The 17,766-nt window shown below is 44.6% G+C and carries 16 protein-coding genes; 10 read left to right on the forward strand and 6 right to left on the reverse strand.

The annotated features are described in order from the left end of the window. The first annotated feature begins 46 nt into the window (after positions 1–46). Positions 47–916 (forward strand): AraC family transcriptional regulator, encoded by an 870-nt coding sequence (locus OCV39_RS16680; protein ID WP_113798788.1) that lies wholly within the window; start codon positions 47–49, stop codon positions 914–916. 18 nt (positions 917–934) lie between these two features. Here OCV39_RS16680 and OCV39_RS16685 read toward each other — a convergent pair whose 3' ends face one another. The 5 genes from OCV39_RS16685 to OCV39_RS16705 form a co-directional block, all read right to left on the reverse strand. Continuing rightward, positions 935–1,858, reverse strand: coding sequence for a hydroxymethylglutaryl-CoA lyase (locus tag OCV39_RS16685; protein ID WP_261890058.1), 924 nt, complete (start codon positions 1,856–1,858; stop codon positions 935–937). 9 nt (positions 1,859–1,867) lie between these two features. Next, positions 1,868–2,692, reverse strand: a complete 825-nt coding sequence (locus OCV39_RS16690) for an enoyl-CoA hydratase-related protein (RefSeq protein WP_261890059.1) — start codon at positions 2,690–2,692, stop codon at positions 1,868–1,870. Between the two features lie 99 nt (positions 2,693–2,791). Beyond that, a complete protein-coding gene (locus OCV39_RS16695; protein ID WP_261890060.1) occupies positions 2,792–4,405 on the reverse strand; it encodes a carboxyl transferase domain-containing protein in 1,614 nt (537 codons plus the stop codon). A gap of 60 nt (positions 4,406–4,465) precedes the next feature. Further along, complete coding sequence (locus OCV39_RS16700; protein ID WP_261890061.1) at positions 4,466–5,635, reverse strand: isovaleryl-CoA dehydrogenase; 1,170 nt, start codon at positions 5,633–5,635, stop codon at positions 4,466–4,468. Between the two features lie 77 nt (positions 5,636–5,712). Beyond that, positions 5,713–6,117, reverse strand: a complete 405-nt coding sequence (locus OCV39_RS16705) for a MerR family transcriptional regulator (RefSeq protein WP_261890062.1) — start codon at positions 6,115–6,117, stop codon at positions 5,713–5,715. 248 nt (positions 6,118–6,365) lie between these two features. Here OCV39_RS16705 and OCV39_RS16710 point away from each other — a divergent pair, with 248 nt between their 5' ends. The 8 genes from OCV39_RS16710 (at position 6,366) to OCV39_RS16745 (ending at position 15,061) form a co-directional block, all read left to right on the forward strand. Beyond that, on the forward strand, positions 6,366–7,610 hold the full coding sequence (locus OCV39_RS16710; protein ID WP_261890063.1) for a thiolase family protein: 1,245 nt from the start codon (positions 6,366–6,368) through the stop codon (positions 7,608–7,610). A 49-nt stretch (positions 7,611–7,659) separates the two neighbouring features. After that, entirely contained in the window at positions 7,660–8,844 is a 1,185-nt protein-coding gene (locus OCV39_RS16715) for an acyl-CoA dehydrogenase family protein (protein WP_261890064.1), read from the forward strand. Between the two features lie 14 nt (positions 8,845–8,858). Further along, positions 8,859–9,998 carry an enoyl-CoA hydratase/isomerase family protein gene (locus OCV39_RS16720; protein WP_261890065.1) on the forward strand — a complete coding sequence of 380 codons (1,140 nt, stop codon included), beginning with the start codon at positions 8,859–8,861 and terminating at the stop codon, positions 9,996–9,998. A gap of 64 nt (positions 9,999–10,062) precedes the next feature. Next, the gene (locus OCV39_RS16725) at positions 10,063–10,821 is read left to right on the forward strand and encodes an SDR family oxidoreductase (RefSeq protein WP_261890066.1); all 759 of its coding nucleotides are present in this window, start codon (positions 10,063–10,065) and stop codon (positions 10,819–10,821) included. Positions 10,822–10,956: 135 nt separating this feature from the next. After that, entirely contained in the window at positions 10,957–12,573 is a 1,617-nt protein-coding gene (locus OCV39_RS16730) for a methyl-accepting chemotaxis protein (protein WP_017052778.1), read from the forward strand. Positions 12,574–12,833: 260 nt separating this feature from the next. Next, complete coding sequence (locus OCV39_RS16735; RefSeq protein WP_261890067.1) at positions 12,834–14,198, forward strand: DNA-3-methyladenine glycosylase 2 family protein; 1,365 nt, start codon at positions 12,834–12,836, stop codon at positions 14,196–14,198. Between the two features lie 2 nt (positions 14,199–14,200). After that, on the forward strand, positions 14,201–14,674 hold the full coding sequence (locus OCV39_RS16740) for a methylated-DNA--[protein]-cysteine S-methyltransferase (protein WP_029203391.1): 474 nt from the start codon (positions 14,201–14,203) through the stop codon (positions 14,672–14,674). 18 nt (positions 14,675–14,692) lie between these two features. Continuing rightward, positions 14,693–15,061 carry a hypothetical protein gene (locus OCV39_RS16745; protein WP_017052775.1) on the forward strand — a complete coding sequence of 123 codons (369 nt, stop codon included), beginning with the start codon at positions 14,693–14,695 and terminating at the stop codon, positions 15,059–15,061. A gap of 165 nt (positions 15,062–15,226) precedes the next feature. Here OCV39_RS16745 and nhaD read toward each other — a convergent pair whose 3' ends face one another. After that, positions 15,227–16,642: a sodium:proton antiporter NhaD gene (nhaD, locus tag OCV39_RS16750; protein WP_390903278.1), complete on the reverse strand. Its 1,416-nt coding sequence runs from the start codon at positions 16,640–16,642 to the stop codon at positions 15,227–15,229. A 359-nt stretch (positions 16,643–17,001) separates the two neighbouring features. Here nhaD and OCV39_RS16755 point away from each other — a divergent pair, with 359 nt between their 5' ends. Further along, complete coding sequence (locus OCV39_RS16755) at positions 17,002–17,481, forward strand: YehS family protein (RefSeq protein WP_261890068.1); 480 nt, start codon at positions 17,002–17,004, stop codon at positions 17,479–17,481. Positions 17,482–17,766 lie beyond the last annotated feature (285 nt).

A 17,766-nucleotide genomic window follows, 5' to 3' on the forward strand; every position in this document is an offset into this window, starting at 1 on the left:
TGTCCGTTTATGCTTATAAATATGTCCATTTATGCTATTTGAGATCATGAGCCAACAACATACATCCCGAATTAATGATGTTCTGTTCTATATTCATCAAGATATAAGCCAAGAACTGGCAGCAAAAGAGCTTGCGGATGTGGCGGCGTACTCTGAGCAGCATTTTCACCGTATTTTTAAACAGGTGGTGGGAGAGTCGATCCATCAATACATTCGACGCACTCGAATGGAATATGCCGCCAATCAGTTGATGTTCGACACTAAATCAACGGTTTTAGATATTGCGAATAATTGTGGGTTCAACTCTCTTTCTTCTTTTAGTCGAGCATTTAAATCGACATTTCATATGTCACCAGGCGAGTGGCGAAAGCATGATTTACAAGTGTCAGATAAACCCTATCTGAAAGATGTTGAAGTAGCAGAGGGCTACCGACGAGTGGCAAATAGAGCGTTGCCTCAACCGAAAATCATAGAAGCAGAGGATCGCCTCGCCGCGTATGTGAGACATGAAGGTTACAACCGCTCGATTCGTAATGCTTGGTTAGTGCTTAAGGCGTGGGCGAGTTCGGAGAATCGAGACTTTTCGGAGCAATTTGGGCTGCATCACTCAAACCCTGCTTGGGTCGATTTAGATAAGTGTCGCTATGTCGCTTGTATCTCGATTGATAAGCCATTGAAATACAGAGGAGTGGTTAATCAAATGGTGATCCCGGGAGGATTGCACGCGGTATTCCGATTACATGGTATATACGGTGAATTGCTTCCGCAGATAAGTACCGTTTTAGAGCAATGGTTACCCGCTTCTGGGTTTAAATTGAGGTCAACACCTGCATTTGTTCACTATCATAAAAACCATTTTTTGAATGAAAATGAAGAGTTTGAATTAGATTTCTATTTACCTATCAGCTTCTATTAAATGACAATATATCCATATTTACATTGTAAATCTCATGTCTTTCACATAACGATGGCGAAGCGCTTGTGAGACTTTTGACGTGGGTGGTTTATTTAAATGATCGCAGATCATCCACCCTGATTTGGCGACATCGAGCAAGTTAATATTGGTTTCAATACCTAACCCTTGGCATAAATAGAGTACATCTTCAGTCGCGACATTGCCGCTGGCTCCAACTGCATATGGGCAGCCCCCTAAACCCGCGACACTGCTATCAATGACGGAAACGCCCATGGTTAGAGCTTGATATATATTGGTGAGAGCTTGCCCCCAAGTATCGTGAAAGTGCACTGCTATTTGGTTGAGTGGCACCTGCTTGTGTACGGCTTCTAACATAGTTGCAATACGCAGTGGCGTTCCTGTTCCTATGGTGTCACCAAGAGATATTTCATAACAGCCTAATTCAAGTAGTTCTCGGGCGACAGTCGCGACTTGTTGTGGAGGTGTTGTTCCATCGTATGGGCAATCTGCGACACAAGATAAATAGCCTCTTACAGGAATATTGAGTTTTCGAGCTTCATCCACCAGAGGAAGAAAACGCTGGATGCTTTCAGAAATAGAGCAGTTAATATTGTGTTGGCAAAAAAGCTCGGATGCTGATGTGAAAATGGCGACTTGGTTCGCGCCAGATTGAATCGCTTGCTCAAAACCTTGTAGGTTCGGGGTGAGTGCAGAATAGGTAACATTGGGCTGGCGAGAAATTTTGTCCATCACTAAGGCTGAATCTGCCATTTGAGGCACCCATTTCGGAGAGACGAAAGAACCAGATTCAATGTGCCTCAGTCCGGTTAGAGAGAGTTGGTTAATCAGATCGATTTTTGCTTCGGTACTGACAGAGACTTCATTCTGCAAGCCATCACGAGGGCCCATTTCGGCGATTAACACTGCTGTAGGAAGAGTCACGCTTATCTCCTATGACTTTTTCGGTTGAGCACTCCATGAAGGAGCTCGTTTTTCGAAAAATGCATTTAAACCTTCTTGCCCCTGTTCTGAAACACGAATGTCGGCGATTAACTGACTGGTATGCTCAATCAAACCTGAATCAATAGGCTGTGTGGCGCAGCGCTGGCAAAGTGCTTTAGCTTGCTGCAATGCGGCAGGGCTATTAGCTAAGAAATATTGGGTAAATTGTTTGATCTTTTGCTCAGTATTTCGGCGGTTACAGGCAAGTTTATGTACTAATCCAATGTGCTGTGCTGTTTTGGCATTGATGCTTTCAGCGGTCAGCATATAACGTCTCGCCAAGCGGGTTCCAATTGCACGGCAGAGATAGGGAGCAATGGTTGCTGGAATGAGGCCGAGTTTGACTTCGCTTAAACAGAATTGAGAATCATCTTGAGCGATGGTAATGTCACAGCAACAAATCAGGCCAAGCGCCCCACCAAAGGCAGAACCTTGTATCACCGCAATCGTTGGGTGAGGAAAATTGTCGAGCGTGGCCATAAGATGCGCCAGTTGGGTGGTATCTTGCTTATTTTCATCTGAGGTTTTTTCTGCCATTGATCGCATCCAGTTGAGATCCGCACCCGCAGAGAAATGTTTCCCATTGGCTCTAAGCAGTAAAACTCGCACTGAAGGGTGAGTGGCAAGCTCATGCAATTTGGCGAGTAAATGGTCGATCAGCCGATCGTCAAACGCATTGTGCTTATCGACACGGTTTAGCGTTAACGTGGCGACTCCACGCGCATCAATATCACACAGTAAATCGCTAAATGGGGGCGGTTGGTTGCTTGTCATCCATAACACCTCTTCTTCATCTTTGAATGTTTCTTGTCGTGATTCTTATGCCATTATTCTTATGTCATCTGGCTACTTTCAATTTTCAGATGGGCAGGGCTACATCCGGAATATGCCAAACTGACTCTCAACAATCGGTGCACCTAGTGATGCCGCTAAAGCTTGCCCGACGATGTCACGGGTATCTTTCGGGTCAATAATGCCATCGTCCCACAACCTTGCGCTGGCAAAGTATGGGTGACCTTGAGTCTCATACTGATCGATGATCGGTTGTTTGAATTCCTCCTCTTGTTCGGCTGACCATTCTTGATTGGTTCGCTGCTTAATATCACGCTGTACTTGTGCCATTACCCCTGCAGCTTGTTCGCCTCCCATAACGGAAATTCGGGCATTAGGCCACATCCACATCATGGTTGGATCATAGGCTCGGCCACACATTCCATAGTTTCCTGCGCCATAAGAACCGCCAATAATAACGGTAAATTTGGGCACATCAGCGCACGCTACGGCCATAACAAGCTTAGCGCCATCTTTGGCTATCCCCTCGGCTTCGTATTTTTTCCCTACCATAAATCCAGTAATGTTTTGCAGAAACAGCAGTGGGATTTTTCGTTTGGCACATAGCTCAATAAAGTGCGCCCCTTTTTGAGCAGATTGGGAAAATAGAACGCCGTTATTGGCGACGATGCCGATAGGATGACCGTGTAAATGGGCGAATCCGCAGACCAAGGTTTGTCCATATAACGCTTTAAATTCATCAAAGTCAGAATCGTCGACAATACGAGCGATCACTTCTCTTACATCAAATAGGTGACGCAAATCTGCATTGACGATGCCATACAGATCCGTAGCGTCGTAACGAGGAGGTTGGATAGGGTTGGAGGTCGCAATTGGCCAAGTGTTGGAAGCTTGATTGGTGCTAGATATTGCTTGTCGGGCAAGGTTAAGTGCGTGCTGCTCATCTTGAGCGTAATAATCCGCCACTCCCGATTTTTTGCAGTGAACATCCGCGCCTCCCAGCTCTTCAGCGGTCACTATTTCGCCTGTCGCAGCTTGAACAAGAGGTGGGCCAGCTAGGAAAATAGTTCCCTGTTTTTTGACAATAATCGAGACATCAGCCATGGCAGGAACATAAGCGCCCCCAGCGGTACATAACCCAAGTACCACTGCAATTTGTGGAACTCCTTTGGCTGACATGCGTGCTTGATTGAAGAAAATACGGCCAAAATGCTCTTTATCGGGAAAGACATCCGCTTGTTGCGGTAAATTTGCCCCACCAGAGTCCACGAGATAAACACAGGGGAGATGGCAACGCTGAGCAATCTCTTGAGCTCGAAGGTGTTTTTTGACGGTTAATGGGTAATAGGTTCCACCTTTAACGGATGGATCATTGGCGATCACCATGCATTTGATTCCGTCAATTTCGCCTATTCCAGCCACCAGACCTGCGCACGGAATCGGCTGTTCATAAACTCGCCATGCCGCAAATTGACCGATCTCTAGAAAAGGCGTCTCGGGGTCTAATAAGGTGGCAATGCGCTCTCGTACAGGAAGTTTTCCTTTGTGACGCTGACGTTCTAACGCTGCCTCACCTCCACCTTGTTTGATGATTTCAAGGTTAGAGTTAAGGTTATCAAGCAGCCGAAGCATCACTCGCTTGTTAGTGAGAAAAAGCGGATCCTTTGGTTTGGCTTTAGTTTCAATGATGGCCATGGATCTTTCCTTTCAATGAGTCATTTATTTGGAGTTAAGTGACGGTTTGTTGAGGGCTTATCAACGGGATTCTTCAAACAGCTCGCGTCCAATCAACATGCGTCTTATTTCAGAGGTACCAGCGCCAATCTCGTATAGCTTGGCATCTCGCAGTAGCCGCCCGGCAGGAAATTCGTTGATATACCCATTGCCGCCAAGCAGTTGAATGGCATCTAGCGAGAGCTTTGTGGCAAGTTCAGCAGCGTATAAAATCACGCCTGCGGAATCTTTACGTGTGGTTTCACCGCGATCACACGCAGAAGCGACCGCATAAATATAAGCGCGAGCTGCATTCATTTGGGTATACATATCTGCCACTTTTGCTTGCACCAACTGGAACTCTCCAATTGAGCGTCCGAACTGTTTTCGGTCGTGGACATAGGGGATCACTAAATCAAGGCATGCCTGCATTATCCCCAGTGGACCTGCGGCCAGCACCACACGCTCGTAATCTAAGCCACTCATTAACACTTCCACACCGTGATTGAGTTGGCCTAAGATATTCTCTTTTGGGACTTGGCAGTTTTCGAAGACTAATTCACAGGTGTTTGAGCCTCGCATTCCAAGCTTATCGAGTTTTTGTGCGTGGCTGAACCCGACAAAGTCGCGCTCAATGATAAATGCACTGATGCCATGAGAGGTTTCATTGGGATCGGTTTTGGCATAAACCACTATGATATCGGCATCGGGGCCATTGGTGATCCACATTTTAGAACCATTGAGAAGATAGTGATTACCTATTAACTCCGCTTTTAGTTGCATGCTAACCACGTCAGATCCTGCGTTTGCTTCACTCATCGCGAGTGCGCCAATGTGGCTACCATCAATCAGTTTTGGCAAATACTTTTCACGTTGCTGTTGCGTCCCATTGCGAAAGATCTGATTGACGCAAAGGTTGGAGTGAGCGCCATAACTTAGCGCAACAGAAGCGGAGGCTCGGCTGATCTCTTCCATAGTGATGACATGAGCAAGGTATCCCATATTTGCCCCGCCATACTCTTCACCGATCGTCACACCAAGTAACCCCATGTCACCAAACAGTGCCCAGAGATGGTTTGGAAATTGGTTGTCTCTATCTATTTCAGCGGCAATCGGCGCGATGTGCTGAGTCGCGAAACCATTTACTTGTTCTCGAAGCATATCGAGAGTGTCGCCAAGGCCAAAGTTAAGTGAGCGGTAGTCGCTATTCATACTATCTCCTAAACTCTCGATTATCTCCAAACTTCAGAGCCTCTCCAGAATGTTATTGACCAATGAAAGCACGCTGATTATGTTGCTGAATCATGGTCTGCATGGTCTTGTCGGCTTGGGGCATTGAGTGCTTGTTGACAGCGTGCTCGTGCGGTATCGAGTTCATGCATCACGACATTGATATCGTCCAGTTGACGTTGTAACGCCTGTTGTTTCTCGTCAATAAGGAGCAACATTTTGTTTAACTGAGTGTCACTCTGATTGGTATCGTAGAGCTCAAAGAGTTCTCTGATTTCTGCTAACGATAATCCCAAACGTTTCCCACGAAGTATCAACTTCATGCGGACTCTATCGCGATGCCGGTAGATTCGAATACCACTTTGGCGAATGGGGTGAATTAGGCCCATGTCTTCATAAAATCGGATGCTTCGAGTCGTGATATTAAACTCATTCGCCAGTTCGCTAATTTTGAAACTTTCCATTTAATGGTCGCCTCCAACTACGTCATGCCGAGAAAAACCGTTAACTGACCTTCGATTGCCCCCTAAAAGGTGGGTGCTCCCCTAAGTGTGTTGAAATTTTGTTTCTTGACGTTTACGTAAATGTTAGTGCTATGCTTACGTAAACGTCAAGCAAGGGCAGTGCAAAAAGTAACCGCTTTTTTTGAGGCTAGCTCTGAAGGCGTTATGCAGAAAACATTGATCAGAACTCAATCGATGGGGACAGATAAATGGAAAAGTCGATATGGATTGTCGCCGCAAAGCGCACACCCCAAGGCAGCTTTCAAGGTATGTTGAATGCATATTCTGCGCCAAAATTAGGCTCGTTTGCCATCCGTTCGACGCTTGAGTCGATTCCTATCTCTGTTGATTCAATTGATGAAGTATTCATGGGCTGTGTTCTACCTGCTGGATGTGGGCAAGCCCCTGCACGACAAGCCGCTCTCGGAGCACAATTGCCTTATTCTGTTGGTTGTACCACCATCAACAAAGTTTGTGGCTCTGGCATGAAGTCGGTTGTGCTGGCCTATGATTTGATTTTATCAGGCTCCATTCAATGTGCGATTGCTGGTGGTATGGAAAGCATGACCAACGCCCCTTATCTGCTTAAAGAGGCCCGAAGTGGTATGCGTTTAGGGCACAAAAGTACGGATGACCATCTATTTTTAGATGGCTTGCAAGATGCCTACGACGGAGAGCTGATGGGCGTCTATGCACAGTATACTGCTGATAAATTGCATTTTACGCGCGAGCAGATGGATCGGTGGGCGACCATGTCGGTGACCCGAGCGTTAGAGGCGCAGCAACAGCAGTTATTTGCTGATGAAATCGCACCAATTAAGGAGACATCAACGGCAAAGATATCTACCCACACAGCACAAAAATCGTCACAGAAAATTATCGATTTTGATGAACATCCAACGGAAATTAGTCTTGATAAAATCCCCCATTTACGTCCCGCCTTTTCCACGACAGGTTCGGTGACTGCCGCTAATTCCAGTACCATTTCGGATGGAGCCGCAGCGCTAATTGTTATGGATTCTAATTTGGCAAGGCAACAAGGTTTAACACCATTGGCGGTGATTAAAGGCCATGCGACTCATGCTCGAAAACCTTCTGAATTTACCCTTGCACCTGTGTATGCCATGGAGCAACTGCTCTCTCAGCTAGATTGGTCTGTGGATGAAGTGGATTTATGGGAAATTAACGAAGCTTTTGCCGTAGTCACTCAAATTGCCGTTCAACACTTTGGTCTAGATACCAACAAGGTCAATATCAAAGGTGGAGCATGTGCGCTTGGACACCCTATTGGTGCAAGTGGGGCTCGTATTTTGGTGACTTTAGTCCATAGCTTAAGGCAGTTAAAAAAGCTTCAATCTTCGGTTTCAAATCAACCTCACGATAGAGTGATGCGGGGTATTGCTTCCTTGTGTATTGGCGGTGGAGAAGCGATTGCAGTGGGGATTGAAGTCTAGGACGAGACATAGGAAGCGAGGTTGCGAATAAACCGAGAAGGAGCGATGTATGGATTTTGAACTCAATCAAGATCAACAACTGTTTTCTGATACCGCTCATCAATTTGCGATGGATAAATTGAGTCCAATGGCGGCTGAATGGGATGAAAAACACCACTTTCCTAAAGATGTCTTGAAAGAGGCGGGGGAGCTAGGATTTTTGAGCCTTTACACGCCGGAAGAGAGTGGTGGACTAGGTTTGAGTAGACTCGATTCGTCGATTATTTTTGAGCAGTTGGCGATGGGGTGCACCTCAACCACCGCGTTCATGACGATTCACAATATGGTGACATGGATGATCGCGAGCTTCGCAACTTCAGACGTGAAAGATGAGTTCTGCCCTCAATTGATCTCGGGAGATTGGCTAGGATCGTACTGCTTAACTGAACCAAATGCAGGGTCGGATGCTGCGTCATTGGTCACCAGAGCCCAAAAAGTGGATGGGCAGTACATCATCAACGGCGGCAAGAGCTTTATTTCGGGGGCTGGTGAAACTGACGTTTTAGTGGTGATGGCTCGTACAGAAGCTGATGACAGTAAAACGGAAAATCAGGCTTGCAAGGGGGCAAAGGGTATTTCTGCTTTTGTGGTTCCGGCGAATGCCGCAGGGATCAGTTACGGGCGAAAAGAACCCAAAATGGGGTGGAATAGCCAACCAACACGCTCGATTACTTTTGAAAATGTGTCTATTCCTGCATGTCATTTATTGGGAGAAGAAGGGCTGGGTTTTACATTCGCGATGAAAGGTCTCGATGGTGGGCGAATTAACATCGCGACCTGTTCTATAGGTACGGCGCAGCAAGCGTTGAATCAAGCGACTCAGTACATGAAAGAGCGTAAGCAGTTCGGTAAAAGTTTGGATCAATTCCAAGGGCTGCAATTTAAGCTCGCGGATATGGCGACAGAGTTAGTGGCTGCAAGGCAGTTAGTTCGATATGCGGCCAGTAAATTGGATCGTCAAGATCCTGAAGCAACGGCTTACTGTGCGATGGCTAAGCGATTTGCCACCGACGTCGGATTTAGAGTGTGTGATCAAGCGCTACAACTGTATGGCGGCTATGGTTACATCAAAGAGTATCCACTTGAACGTTACTTCAGAGATGTTCGAGTACATCAGATATTAGAAGGTACGAACGAAATCATGCGTTTAATTATCGCAAGACGACTGTTAGCTGATGGGGCTGAAATTCTGTAAATAAAGGAGGCGATATGACAGGTAAGGTCAGCTTTACTGAATGGCAATGTGACGATGAAAAGCACAGCGTTGGGATTGCGACTCTGGAAAATGAAACTTCTCTGAATGCATTAACTTTCGATATGTTAGTGCAGTTAAAAGATCAGTTAGATCTGTGGAAATACGATCCCAAAATTGTCTGCATTTTATTACAGGGGGCGGGTGAGAAAGCTTTTTGTGCTGGAGGGGATGTCCGCACAATGCATAACGTGATGCGTGATGAATCTAAAGCAGATGCACAAGCATTTTGTATTCAATATTTTACGGTTGAGTATCAATGTGATTATCTGATCCATACCTATCCCAAACCTATTGTCGTGTGGGGGGAAGGCATAGTGATGGGTGGTGGAATGGGGCTATTTATGGGAGGGAGCCACAAAGTAGTGACGCCTAAATCCCGTTTAGCCATGCCAGAAATAAACATCGGTTTGTATCCTGATGTGGGTGGAACTTGGTTTCTAAATCGATTAGAACCGGGTATTGGTTTGTTTCTAGGTCTTACCGGCGCGTTAGTGAATGCAACGGATGCGGTCGATATTCATCTTGCGGATCATTTGCTTCTTCCTGAGGCTAAAGATCACCTCCTTGCACAGTTACAAGCCACTTCTTGGCAAGAACATAACGATCATCATTCCATTCTCACGACGTTGCTTAACTCGTTAGCCAAGCAGGCCATAGACCACAAGCCAGAAAATCAATTGATGTACTATTTTTCTGAGATCCAGCAAGCCTGCAATTCAACAGATTTAGAGATGATTCGACGCAACATATTAGCGATCTCCCCCTATTCGGAATCGACACATAAGTGGCTCGATTCTGCCAAACACGCCTTGAAAGGAGGCAGCCCTATCACCGCGCACATCTGTTTTCGACAAATGACTCAACACCATCATTTATCCTTAGCCGATTGCTTTCGACTGGAACTCGGCTTGTCGGCTCATTGTGGAATTTTGGGAGAATTTCAAGAGGGCGTTCGAGCGCGGTTAATTGATAAAAGTGGTGAACCTCAATGGTTATTTAGCAGCGTTGGTGATGTGGATGCTGATCTGATCGAGGCACTATTCACTTCGTTGTGGAGCAAAGAACAGCATCCACTCGCACAATTAGGCCATTGAGTTTACCTCGCAGTAGCAACCATTATTACCACCACTAAAGCGGTATCGGTAAGGAGATTTATCTATGAACTTGAAACAGAGTGTCGTTGCGATTACGGGGGCAGGACAAGGTTTGGGGCAGACGATGGCGATAACCTTAGCGCAATCTGGAGCTGAACTCGCCTTACTCGATATCAATGAGCAAGCGTTACAAGATACACAACAGCAGTGTTTGGCACTTGGCGTCACTTCTCGTATCTATCCTGTTGATGTGACAAGTGAGCCTCAAGTCGAAGCTGTGTTCAATCAAATTGTCGAGGACTTCGGGCAACTTGATGGCTTAATCAATAATGCTGGCGTGCTAAGAGATGGTTTGTTAGTCAAGGTGAAAGAGGGCGAGATACATAAGATGTCTTTGGAGCAGTTTAATGCGGTGATTAACGTGAATCTGGTCGGGACATTTTTGTGTGGGAGAGAGGCCGCCGCCAAAATGATCGAAACGAAACGTAAGGGTGTCATTATCAATATTTCGAGTATTGCTCGTTCAGGGAATATTGGTCAATCGAATTATTCTGCATCTAAAGCAGCCGTTGCAAGTATGGCGACATGTTGGGCGAAAGAGCTTGCTCGTTATAGCATTCGCGCTGCCGCTATTGCTCCAGGAGTTGTGGATACTGCGATGGCAAGACAGCTGAAACCTGAAGCAGTAAATCGCTTGAAAGCAATGATACCCGTGGGGCGAATAGGTGATTCTGCTGAGATTGCCCATGCGGCCAAATATATATTTGAAAATGAGTACTTTACCGGAAGAGTGCTCGAAATCGATGGAGGAATGCGAATGTAGCGACATGTCAAAAAAATGTGAAACAGCATTCATTATTCATCACAAAATAAGACCAAAGTCATCATGATGAATTACAAGTTCTGCCACAATATAAAAACAAAAATAAAACAACAATTGACGTTGGGTAGGCTTGGTATGAAATTAAGTAATTTATCGGTGAAAAATAAACTATTAGCAATAGTAATGGCAGCAGTGACGATGATCATTGCGACCTGTTTGTATAACTTAAATGAGCAACGGAGTTCCTCTTACCTAGAAAGAGAAGGCAAATTGTCATCTCAAGTGGAAACGGTCGTGAAGTTGGTGGACTATTTTTACCAGCAGCGCAGTGAACTTGGAGAAGAGGTTGCGAAATCGATGGCACTAGACGCCATTAAGCAAATTCGTTTCGATGAGACAAACTACTTTTGGGTTACCAATCCAGCGTTAAACGTCTTAATGCATCCGATTAAACCAGAGTTGATTGGACAAAATGCTCAGGGGTTCAAAGATGGTGCTGGGAAGTATCATTGGCAAGAGATGGCTACAATAGCCAAAACGACTCAACATGGCTTTTTAGACTATCAATGGAGAAGTTCAACCGGTGAGTTGAAGGATAAAATTTCTTATGTGATCTATTTTTCTCAATGGGATTGGATTGTTGGCTCTGGGATTTTAGTTGCCGATATACAAGAAACCTTTTTTGCGAATGCGATACAAGGGTTGATTGTTGCGGTGATCCTTGCCGTAGTATTACTCGCAATGGGGTTTGTGATCTCGACAAATATAGTTAACCCACTGCATAACCTGATTGGTAAAACCCACCGTATTGCTGATGGTGACTTAACCGTAAGGCTTAACTTTAAAAGAAAAGATGAGCTTGGAGAGGTTGGAGGCGAGATCGATCGCATGCTGGCTAAACTGCAACAAACGCTTCAATCGGCGAATGAATCTGCTGTTCTCTCTTCCAGTATGGCGCAAAGTATCGCTTCCGCTAGTGAAGAAGCCGCAACCAGTGTCTATTCTCAGTATACGCAGCTTGAACAGCTTTCAGCTGCAATGACAGAGATGAGCACGACCATCTCAGACGTTGCTCATAATGCAGAGACAACCGCGCTATCAACGGCGACTGCGACCTCTCATGCAGAGGTGAGTGGCGGCAATATGCGTGCGACGACGGATACGATTGCCGAAGTGTCAGATAATATCGCGGTCGCAGATAATCTTGTGACTCAGTTAAAAAGTGGTGTGGATGAAATTAGCTCGGTAGTAAACGTGATTTCTGACGTTTCAGATCAAACCAACTTGCTAGCATTAAATGCCGCGATTGAGGCTGCAAGGGCTGGGGAGCAAGGTCGAGGTTTCGCAGTGGTTGCCGATGAAGTTCGAAACCTAGCCAGTCGTACCCATAACTCAACCTCAGAAGTGCAAGAAACCATTGATGCATTAATCGAGAGAACCACCAATACTGCCAATACTATGCAAAGCAGCCACAGTAAAGTGGAAGCGAGTGTGGCTAAAGCGAAAGAGACACAAGCTCAGCTCGCGTTAATGGTTGAAGAGCTGGTGGTTTCTAATGATATGGTCGCTCAAATTGCAGCGGCATCAGAGCAACAAGGTTTGGTTGCTCAAGAGATGAATCAAAATGTAAGTAGCATTCATCTATCAGCGAATGAAGTCAAACAAGCTTCTCAATTACTGGCTCAAGAGAGTCAATCTATGGCCGAAGCATCTGAAGTACTAAAAGATCAATTGCGCTATTTCAAAGTGTAACGTCGCGCTAAAACGCCTGAACATAAGGCGAAGATCTGCCTAAACAAAGCCACATCATTATGTGGCTTTTTTTGTCTCTGAGGTCTCTGGCGCTAATATTCATTAGTGATTGGTTATTAGAGATTAGAGATTAGAGATTAGAGAAAGGTGAATAGTGAGCAGTGTTCTACTATTTTTAGGTTTAGTTCCGAAAATGGCTATTTAAGGCGATGGTTCGCGATACACTTAATATGTCTCTAAAGGAACTTGGATAGCGCAAGATGGAAGTAGAAAGTAGGCTGAGTATTGAAGAGTGTCAAAAAGCGAGAAAAGCGCGAGATCCTCGTTTCGATGGACAGTTTTATATTGCTGTCAAAACGACGGGCATTTTTTGTCGCCCAATCTGTCCTGCGGTGATGCCCAAAGAAGAGAATGTTGAATATTATCACCATGCTATAAAGGCGTTGCAGTCAGGGTATCGACCATGTCTACGTTGCCGACCTGATAGTGCCCCACATTCATGGGCGTGGAAAGGGACAGAGACGACATTTCAGCGTGCAATTACGATGATTGAGCGTGGTGAATTACAAACACAATCTTTGGCTGAATTGGCGAAGCGACTAGGGATCTCAGATCGTTATTTGAGGCAACTGTTTGATAAACACTTAGGCATGTCGCCAAAGCAGTATGCTCAGTATCATCAACTTATGTTTGCTAAGCAGTTGCTTCATACCAGTTCGATGAGCATTGGAGACGTGAGCTTTGCCTGTGGGTTTAACAGCATTCGCCGTTTCAATGATGCCTTCAAAAAATACCTTAAATTGACACCGAGTCAAATGAGAAAAAATACCAACATGAAACAATCAACTCACCAATTGAGCTTGGCTTTCCGTGCCCCATTTAACTGGCAGCATATGCTGAACTTTTACCGACTCAGAGCAATATCCAGCATTGAAATAGTGGATGAAAATAGCTATCAACGTCACTTTATCATTAATGGGGTAAAAGGTTGGTTCAAAGCCTCGTTAGGAAAAAGCGACGTTTTGGATATTAGCTTTGAGCTAGATGATATGACTCAGTTACAAAATCTTGTGAGCCAACTGCGCAGAATGTTTGATTTGGATATTGATATTCACAGCATCGAAGAACAGTTAGAGCAGAGTGCGCCGGGCTTGATAAAAGAGCATGGCTTGCGAATTCCCGGTGTATGGAATGCATGGGAGGCCGGCGTTAGAGCTATTCTAGGGCAGCAAGTATCAGTGAAAGCCGCGATTGGGCAACTGAATTTGTTAGTGGATACTTTAGGTGAACAGACAGAGTCTGCCATGTACTTTCCCACGCCGGAAAAAGTGGCGTCGAGCGATGTCAGTTTTTTGCGTATGCCAAATAGTCGCAAGGAAACTTTAAGTAGATTCGCACGCTATATGTGCGAGAGTTTTGATGAACACCCATCTGAGTGGTTATCATTAAAAGGGATTGGCCCGTGGACGATTAATTACGCTTTGTTGCGTGGGCTATCTCAATCAGATTGTTTTTTAGATACAGACTTAGTGGTTAAAAAAGCCATGGCCGAATATACCAATTTAAACCAAAAATCCGTCGCCCCGTGGGGTAGTTACGCGACTTTTCACTGCTGGAATTTATAGAGATGAACGTATTTACGCACTATCAAAGCCCGATGGGCACAATGACAATACAAGCGTGTGATGATGGGGTACTTGGCGCTTGGTTTGAAACGCAAACTACGCAACCTGATGACATAGGATTGAAGGACGATCATCATCCGGTTTTGGTCAGTGCAATGAAACAATTAGGCGAATATTTTTCAGGAGAAAGGACCCATTTCGAATTGCCAATTGCGGCTAAGGGAACCTTATTTCAGCAACGGGTTTGGGATGCGTTGATGAAAATTCCATATGGAGAAACATGGAGTTACCAAGATATTGCCAATGAGATTGATAACCCTAAAGCGGTGAGGGCGGTGGGGTTAGCGAATGGAAAAAATCCAATTTCGATTATTGTTCCATGCCATCGAGTGATTGGTAAAAATGGTAAGTTAACGGGCTACGCGGGTGGTATCGAAATCAAAGAAAAATTGTTACAATTAGAAGGTGTTTTATAGTGATTGATATGGAGTGTTATGAATATAAAACCGAGTTTGTCCTTATCTCTTCTTAGTTTAGCGGCTTTATTGCTTTCAGGGTGTTCAGAAGAGAAGATTGAGCGATTGGAAAACGCTCAAACCTATGCATTTAAAGGAATGTATAGCAACCAAGAGAACTCAAATACCATCCATTTTAAAGATGGCGTGATGCGATATACCATGGCTGGAGAGGTCATGGAGAAGCCATACACGGTAGAAGATAAAAGCGTCTATATAAAATTGAGAAACAGCTCGAAAGAGAAGCGGAATGATCTTGTGATGTCGATTCATTTGAGTGGTGCAAGGCTGACTTGTAACTCTTGTGCCATGTATAACATGAGCAGTTTATGGTTAAGGGCTGATTAATCGTAATTTTAGCTGTTCTCTATTCTCACTAGTTGAATCACTCGATAGGCTATAGCCATAAGCCATAAGCCCCGACATATACTAAGTCATCGCGGGACAACCGAACAAATAGCATTGATAGAGCCTTAATAAAGGCTCTTATCTTAACTGAACCCTACGTATCATCTATTGGTGAAACAGATGGCTGTTCAGCATTAAATGCACAGCAATACTGGACGCGTAACCAAGCATGATCACTGGAGCCCACTTTAAGTGGCCGAAGAAGGTGTATTTTCCATGCGCAGCTCCCATTAAAGCCACTCCAGCCGCAGAACCGATAGAGAGCAAACTCCCTCCAACCCCTGCGGTGAGCGTGACTAATAACCAGTTCCCCATCGACATTACAGGCTCCATAGTTAGAACGGCAAACATCACCGGAATGTTATCGACAATGGCAGACAGTATGCCAACCATTACATTGGCCCAAACGGGATCCCACTGGGTGTACATCACCTCTGAAACTAACCCTAAATACCCCAATAAACTTAGTCCACCGACACACATCACCACGCCGTAGAAAAACAACAAAGTGTCCCATTCGGCATGTGAAACACGCCTAAATACATCGAAAGGAACGACAGAGCCTATTCTTTTTAAAGCCGCTTCATCATTATTGGCGATGGCTATCGCTTTCTTCTTCGCTAACGACATGGGTAGGGTCTGTCTTAAGAAGTAGCCGAAAAATTGTAAATAAGCGAGGCCCATCATCATTCCAATCACAGGAGGGAAATGTAGCACTGCATGGAAAGCCACCGCGGTAGCAATGGTGAGAATGAATAATCCAACAATTCGTCTTGCCCCACGTTTTAGCTCAACTTCTTGATGGATGGTATCTGGCTTCGTTCTCGGAATGAAGAAGGACATGATCAGTGCTGGTACAAGATAGTTGATCACTGAAGGTAAAAAGAGCGGAAGAAATTGAGCGAAATTCACATGGCCCGCTTGCCACACCATTAGAGTGGTAATATCACCAAAAGGACTGAATGCGCCCCCCGCATTGGCGGCAATCACAATATTGATACAGGCGATATTAACGAAGCGTACGTTACTCCCCGCCACTTTTAAAACAACAGCACACATTAAAAGAGCGGTGGTTAAGTTATCGGCAATAGGGGAAATAAAAAATGATAGAAAGCCGGTAAGCCAAAATAAGGATCTAAAATCAAACCCTTTGCCAACCATCCAAGCTTGAAGCGCATCGAAAAGACGACGCTCTTCCATCGCACTAATGTAGGTCATGGCCACGAGTAAGAAGAGCAGTAATTCCGCGTATTCCAGTAAATTATGTTCAATCGCTTGTTGTGCGACGTTGATATTACCATGCTGCTGGTAGACATAGCCGATCATGATCCAGATTAACCCCGCAGCAAGCAGAACGGGCTTGGACTTTCTCAGCTTTAGCACCTCTTCAAGCATTACTAAGGTATAAGCCACCACAAAAATCCCAATCGCGGCATAACCGATTGTGGACTGCGTTAAATCAAGAGGAGAATTGAGTCCTGAACTTGTAGAGGAAGCAAGCACCGACGGAGACATCAACATGAGTAAACTTGTGGCGAAAATAGTAATGATAAAAGGAAGACTAAAAGGTGATTTCTGAACATGCATGTCTACTGACTCCGGATAAAGGCAACAAATAAATATTAGTAGTAAATCAAGAGCCTAAGTGTGAAGTGAATCCAATTAATGCGGTTAGTTTAATCAAAAAAGTATCAGTAATAACATTACGCCAATCTAGGTAGCAGCATAAAAAATTCTCAACTGAGCAAATATAACCCTATTTAGAATCAATATCTGTTAGAGTGCGCGGCTACTTACTTGCAGTGCAGCCTTTTGTTAGCCGTATTATTGTTCGCTAGCCATTAATAATGAGGGTGCTGCCTTTTACATTAGGACTATCCGTGACTAATAACGACATTTTACGCCGTATTCGCTACACTTTTGATTTTAAAGATGCTCAGATGATTAAGATTTTTGCTCAAGCAGATCTTGAAGTAACACGTGAGCAGGTAAGCAACTGGTTAAAAAAAGAAGATGATTCTGATTACGTAAAATGCCGCGATCGTGAATTGGCGATCTTCTTGAATGGTCTCATTAATTTAAAACGTGGTAAGCGAGAAGGTGCACAGCCTGAACCAGAAAATCGTCTAACCAATAACATGGTTTTCATGAAACTGCGTATCGCGCTTAATATGAAAACAGAAGACATTCTAAATGTAATGGAACTGGTAGATTTCGACATGAGCAAGCATGAGCTAGGCGCATTCTTCCGTAAGCCAAATCATAAAAATTATCGTGAATGTAAAGACCAGATTTTACGTAACTTTTTAATGGGTGTGCAATTCCAACTTCGTCCTGATTCTGAAGACTATCTAGATTAATCTTGTAGGCTTAATTAGCATACATACCGCAAAAGCGAGCATTCAACAAGTGCTCGCTTTTTTGTTGCCTGAACAAAACTCTTCTCTTTATTCGTTGCAAACCACTTCATCATTTAATTTTCTCATTGAGTTTGTCGCACAAATTCAGTGAATTATCGGGCATCAATTCACTTTAATGTTTGAGAGATCGAGCTAATGCTTGAGAGAACGAGCCAGTAGAATGGGGTGTGATACACGTAAAGCTTGCACTACATACATGTAGGTATTTTGCATAACATTCGTGAT

This window comes from Vibrio cortegadensis (assembly GCF_024347395.1).
Classification (GTDB): Bacteria; Pseudomonadota; Gammaproteobacteria; order Enterobacterales; family Vibrionaceae; genus Vibrio; species Vibrio cortegadensis.

Bases quoted from the DNA above. Each gene is read 5' to 3' on its own strand.
- OCV39_RS16695 (WP_261890060.1), bottom strand. From the start codon at position 4,405: ATGGCCATCATTGAAACTAAAGCCAAACCAAAGGATCCGCTTTTTCTC.
- OCV39_RS16700 (WP_261890061.1), bottom strand. From the start codon at position 5,635: ATGAATAGCGACTACCGCTCACTTAACTTTGGCCTTGGCGACACTCTC.
- OCV39_RS16690 (WP_261890059.1), bottom strand. From the start codon at position 2,692: ATGACAAGCAACCAACCGCCCCCATTTAGCGATTTACTGTGTGATATT.
- OCV39_RS16745 (WP_017052775.1), top strand. From the start codon at position 14,693: ATGAATATAAAACCGAGTTTGTCCTTATCTCTTCTTAGTTTAGCGGCT.
- OCV39_RS16725 (WP_261890066.1), top strand. From the start codon at position 10,063: ATGAACTTGAAACAGAGTGTCGTTGCGATTACGGGGGCAGGACAAGGT.
- OCV39_RS16715 (WP_261890064.1), top strand. From the start codon at position 7,660: ATGGATTTTGAACTCAATCAAGATCAACAACTGTTTTCTGATACCGCT.
- OCV39_RS16720 (WP_261890065.1), top strand. From the start codon at position 8,859: ATGACAGGTAAGGTCAGCTTTACTGAATGGCAATGTGACGATGAAAAG.
- nhaD (WP_390903278.1), bottom strand. From the start codon at position 16,642: ATGTTGATGTCTCCGTCGGTGCTTGCTTCCTCTACAAGTTCAGGACTC.
- OCV39_RS16710 (WP_261890063.1), top strand. From the start codon at position 6,366: ATGGAAAAGTCGATATGGATTGTCGCCGCAAAGCGCACACCCCAAGGC.
- OCV39_RS16705 (WP_261890062.1), bottom strand. From the start codon at position 6,117: ATGGAAAGTTTCAAAATTAGCGAACTGGCGAATGAGTTTAATATCACG.
- OCV39_RS16735 (WP_261890067.1), top strand. From the start codon at position 12,834: ATGGAAGTAGAAAGTAGGCTGAGTATTGAAGAGTGTCAAAAAGCGAGA.
- OCV39_RS16740 (WP_029203391.1), top strand. From the start codon at position 14,201: ATGAACGTATTTACGCACTATCAAAGCCCGATGGGCACAATGACAATA.
- OCV39_RS16730 (WP_017052778.1), top strand. From the start codon at position 10,957: ATGAAATTAAGTAATTTATCGGTGAAAAATAAACTATTAGCAATAGTA.
- OCV39_RS16680 (WP_113798788.1), top strand. From the start codon at position 47: ATGAGCCAACAACATACATCCCGAATTAATGATGTTCTGTTCTATATT.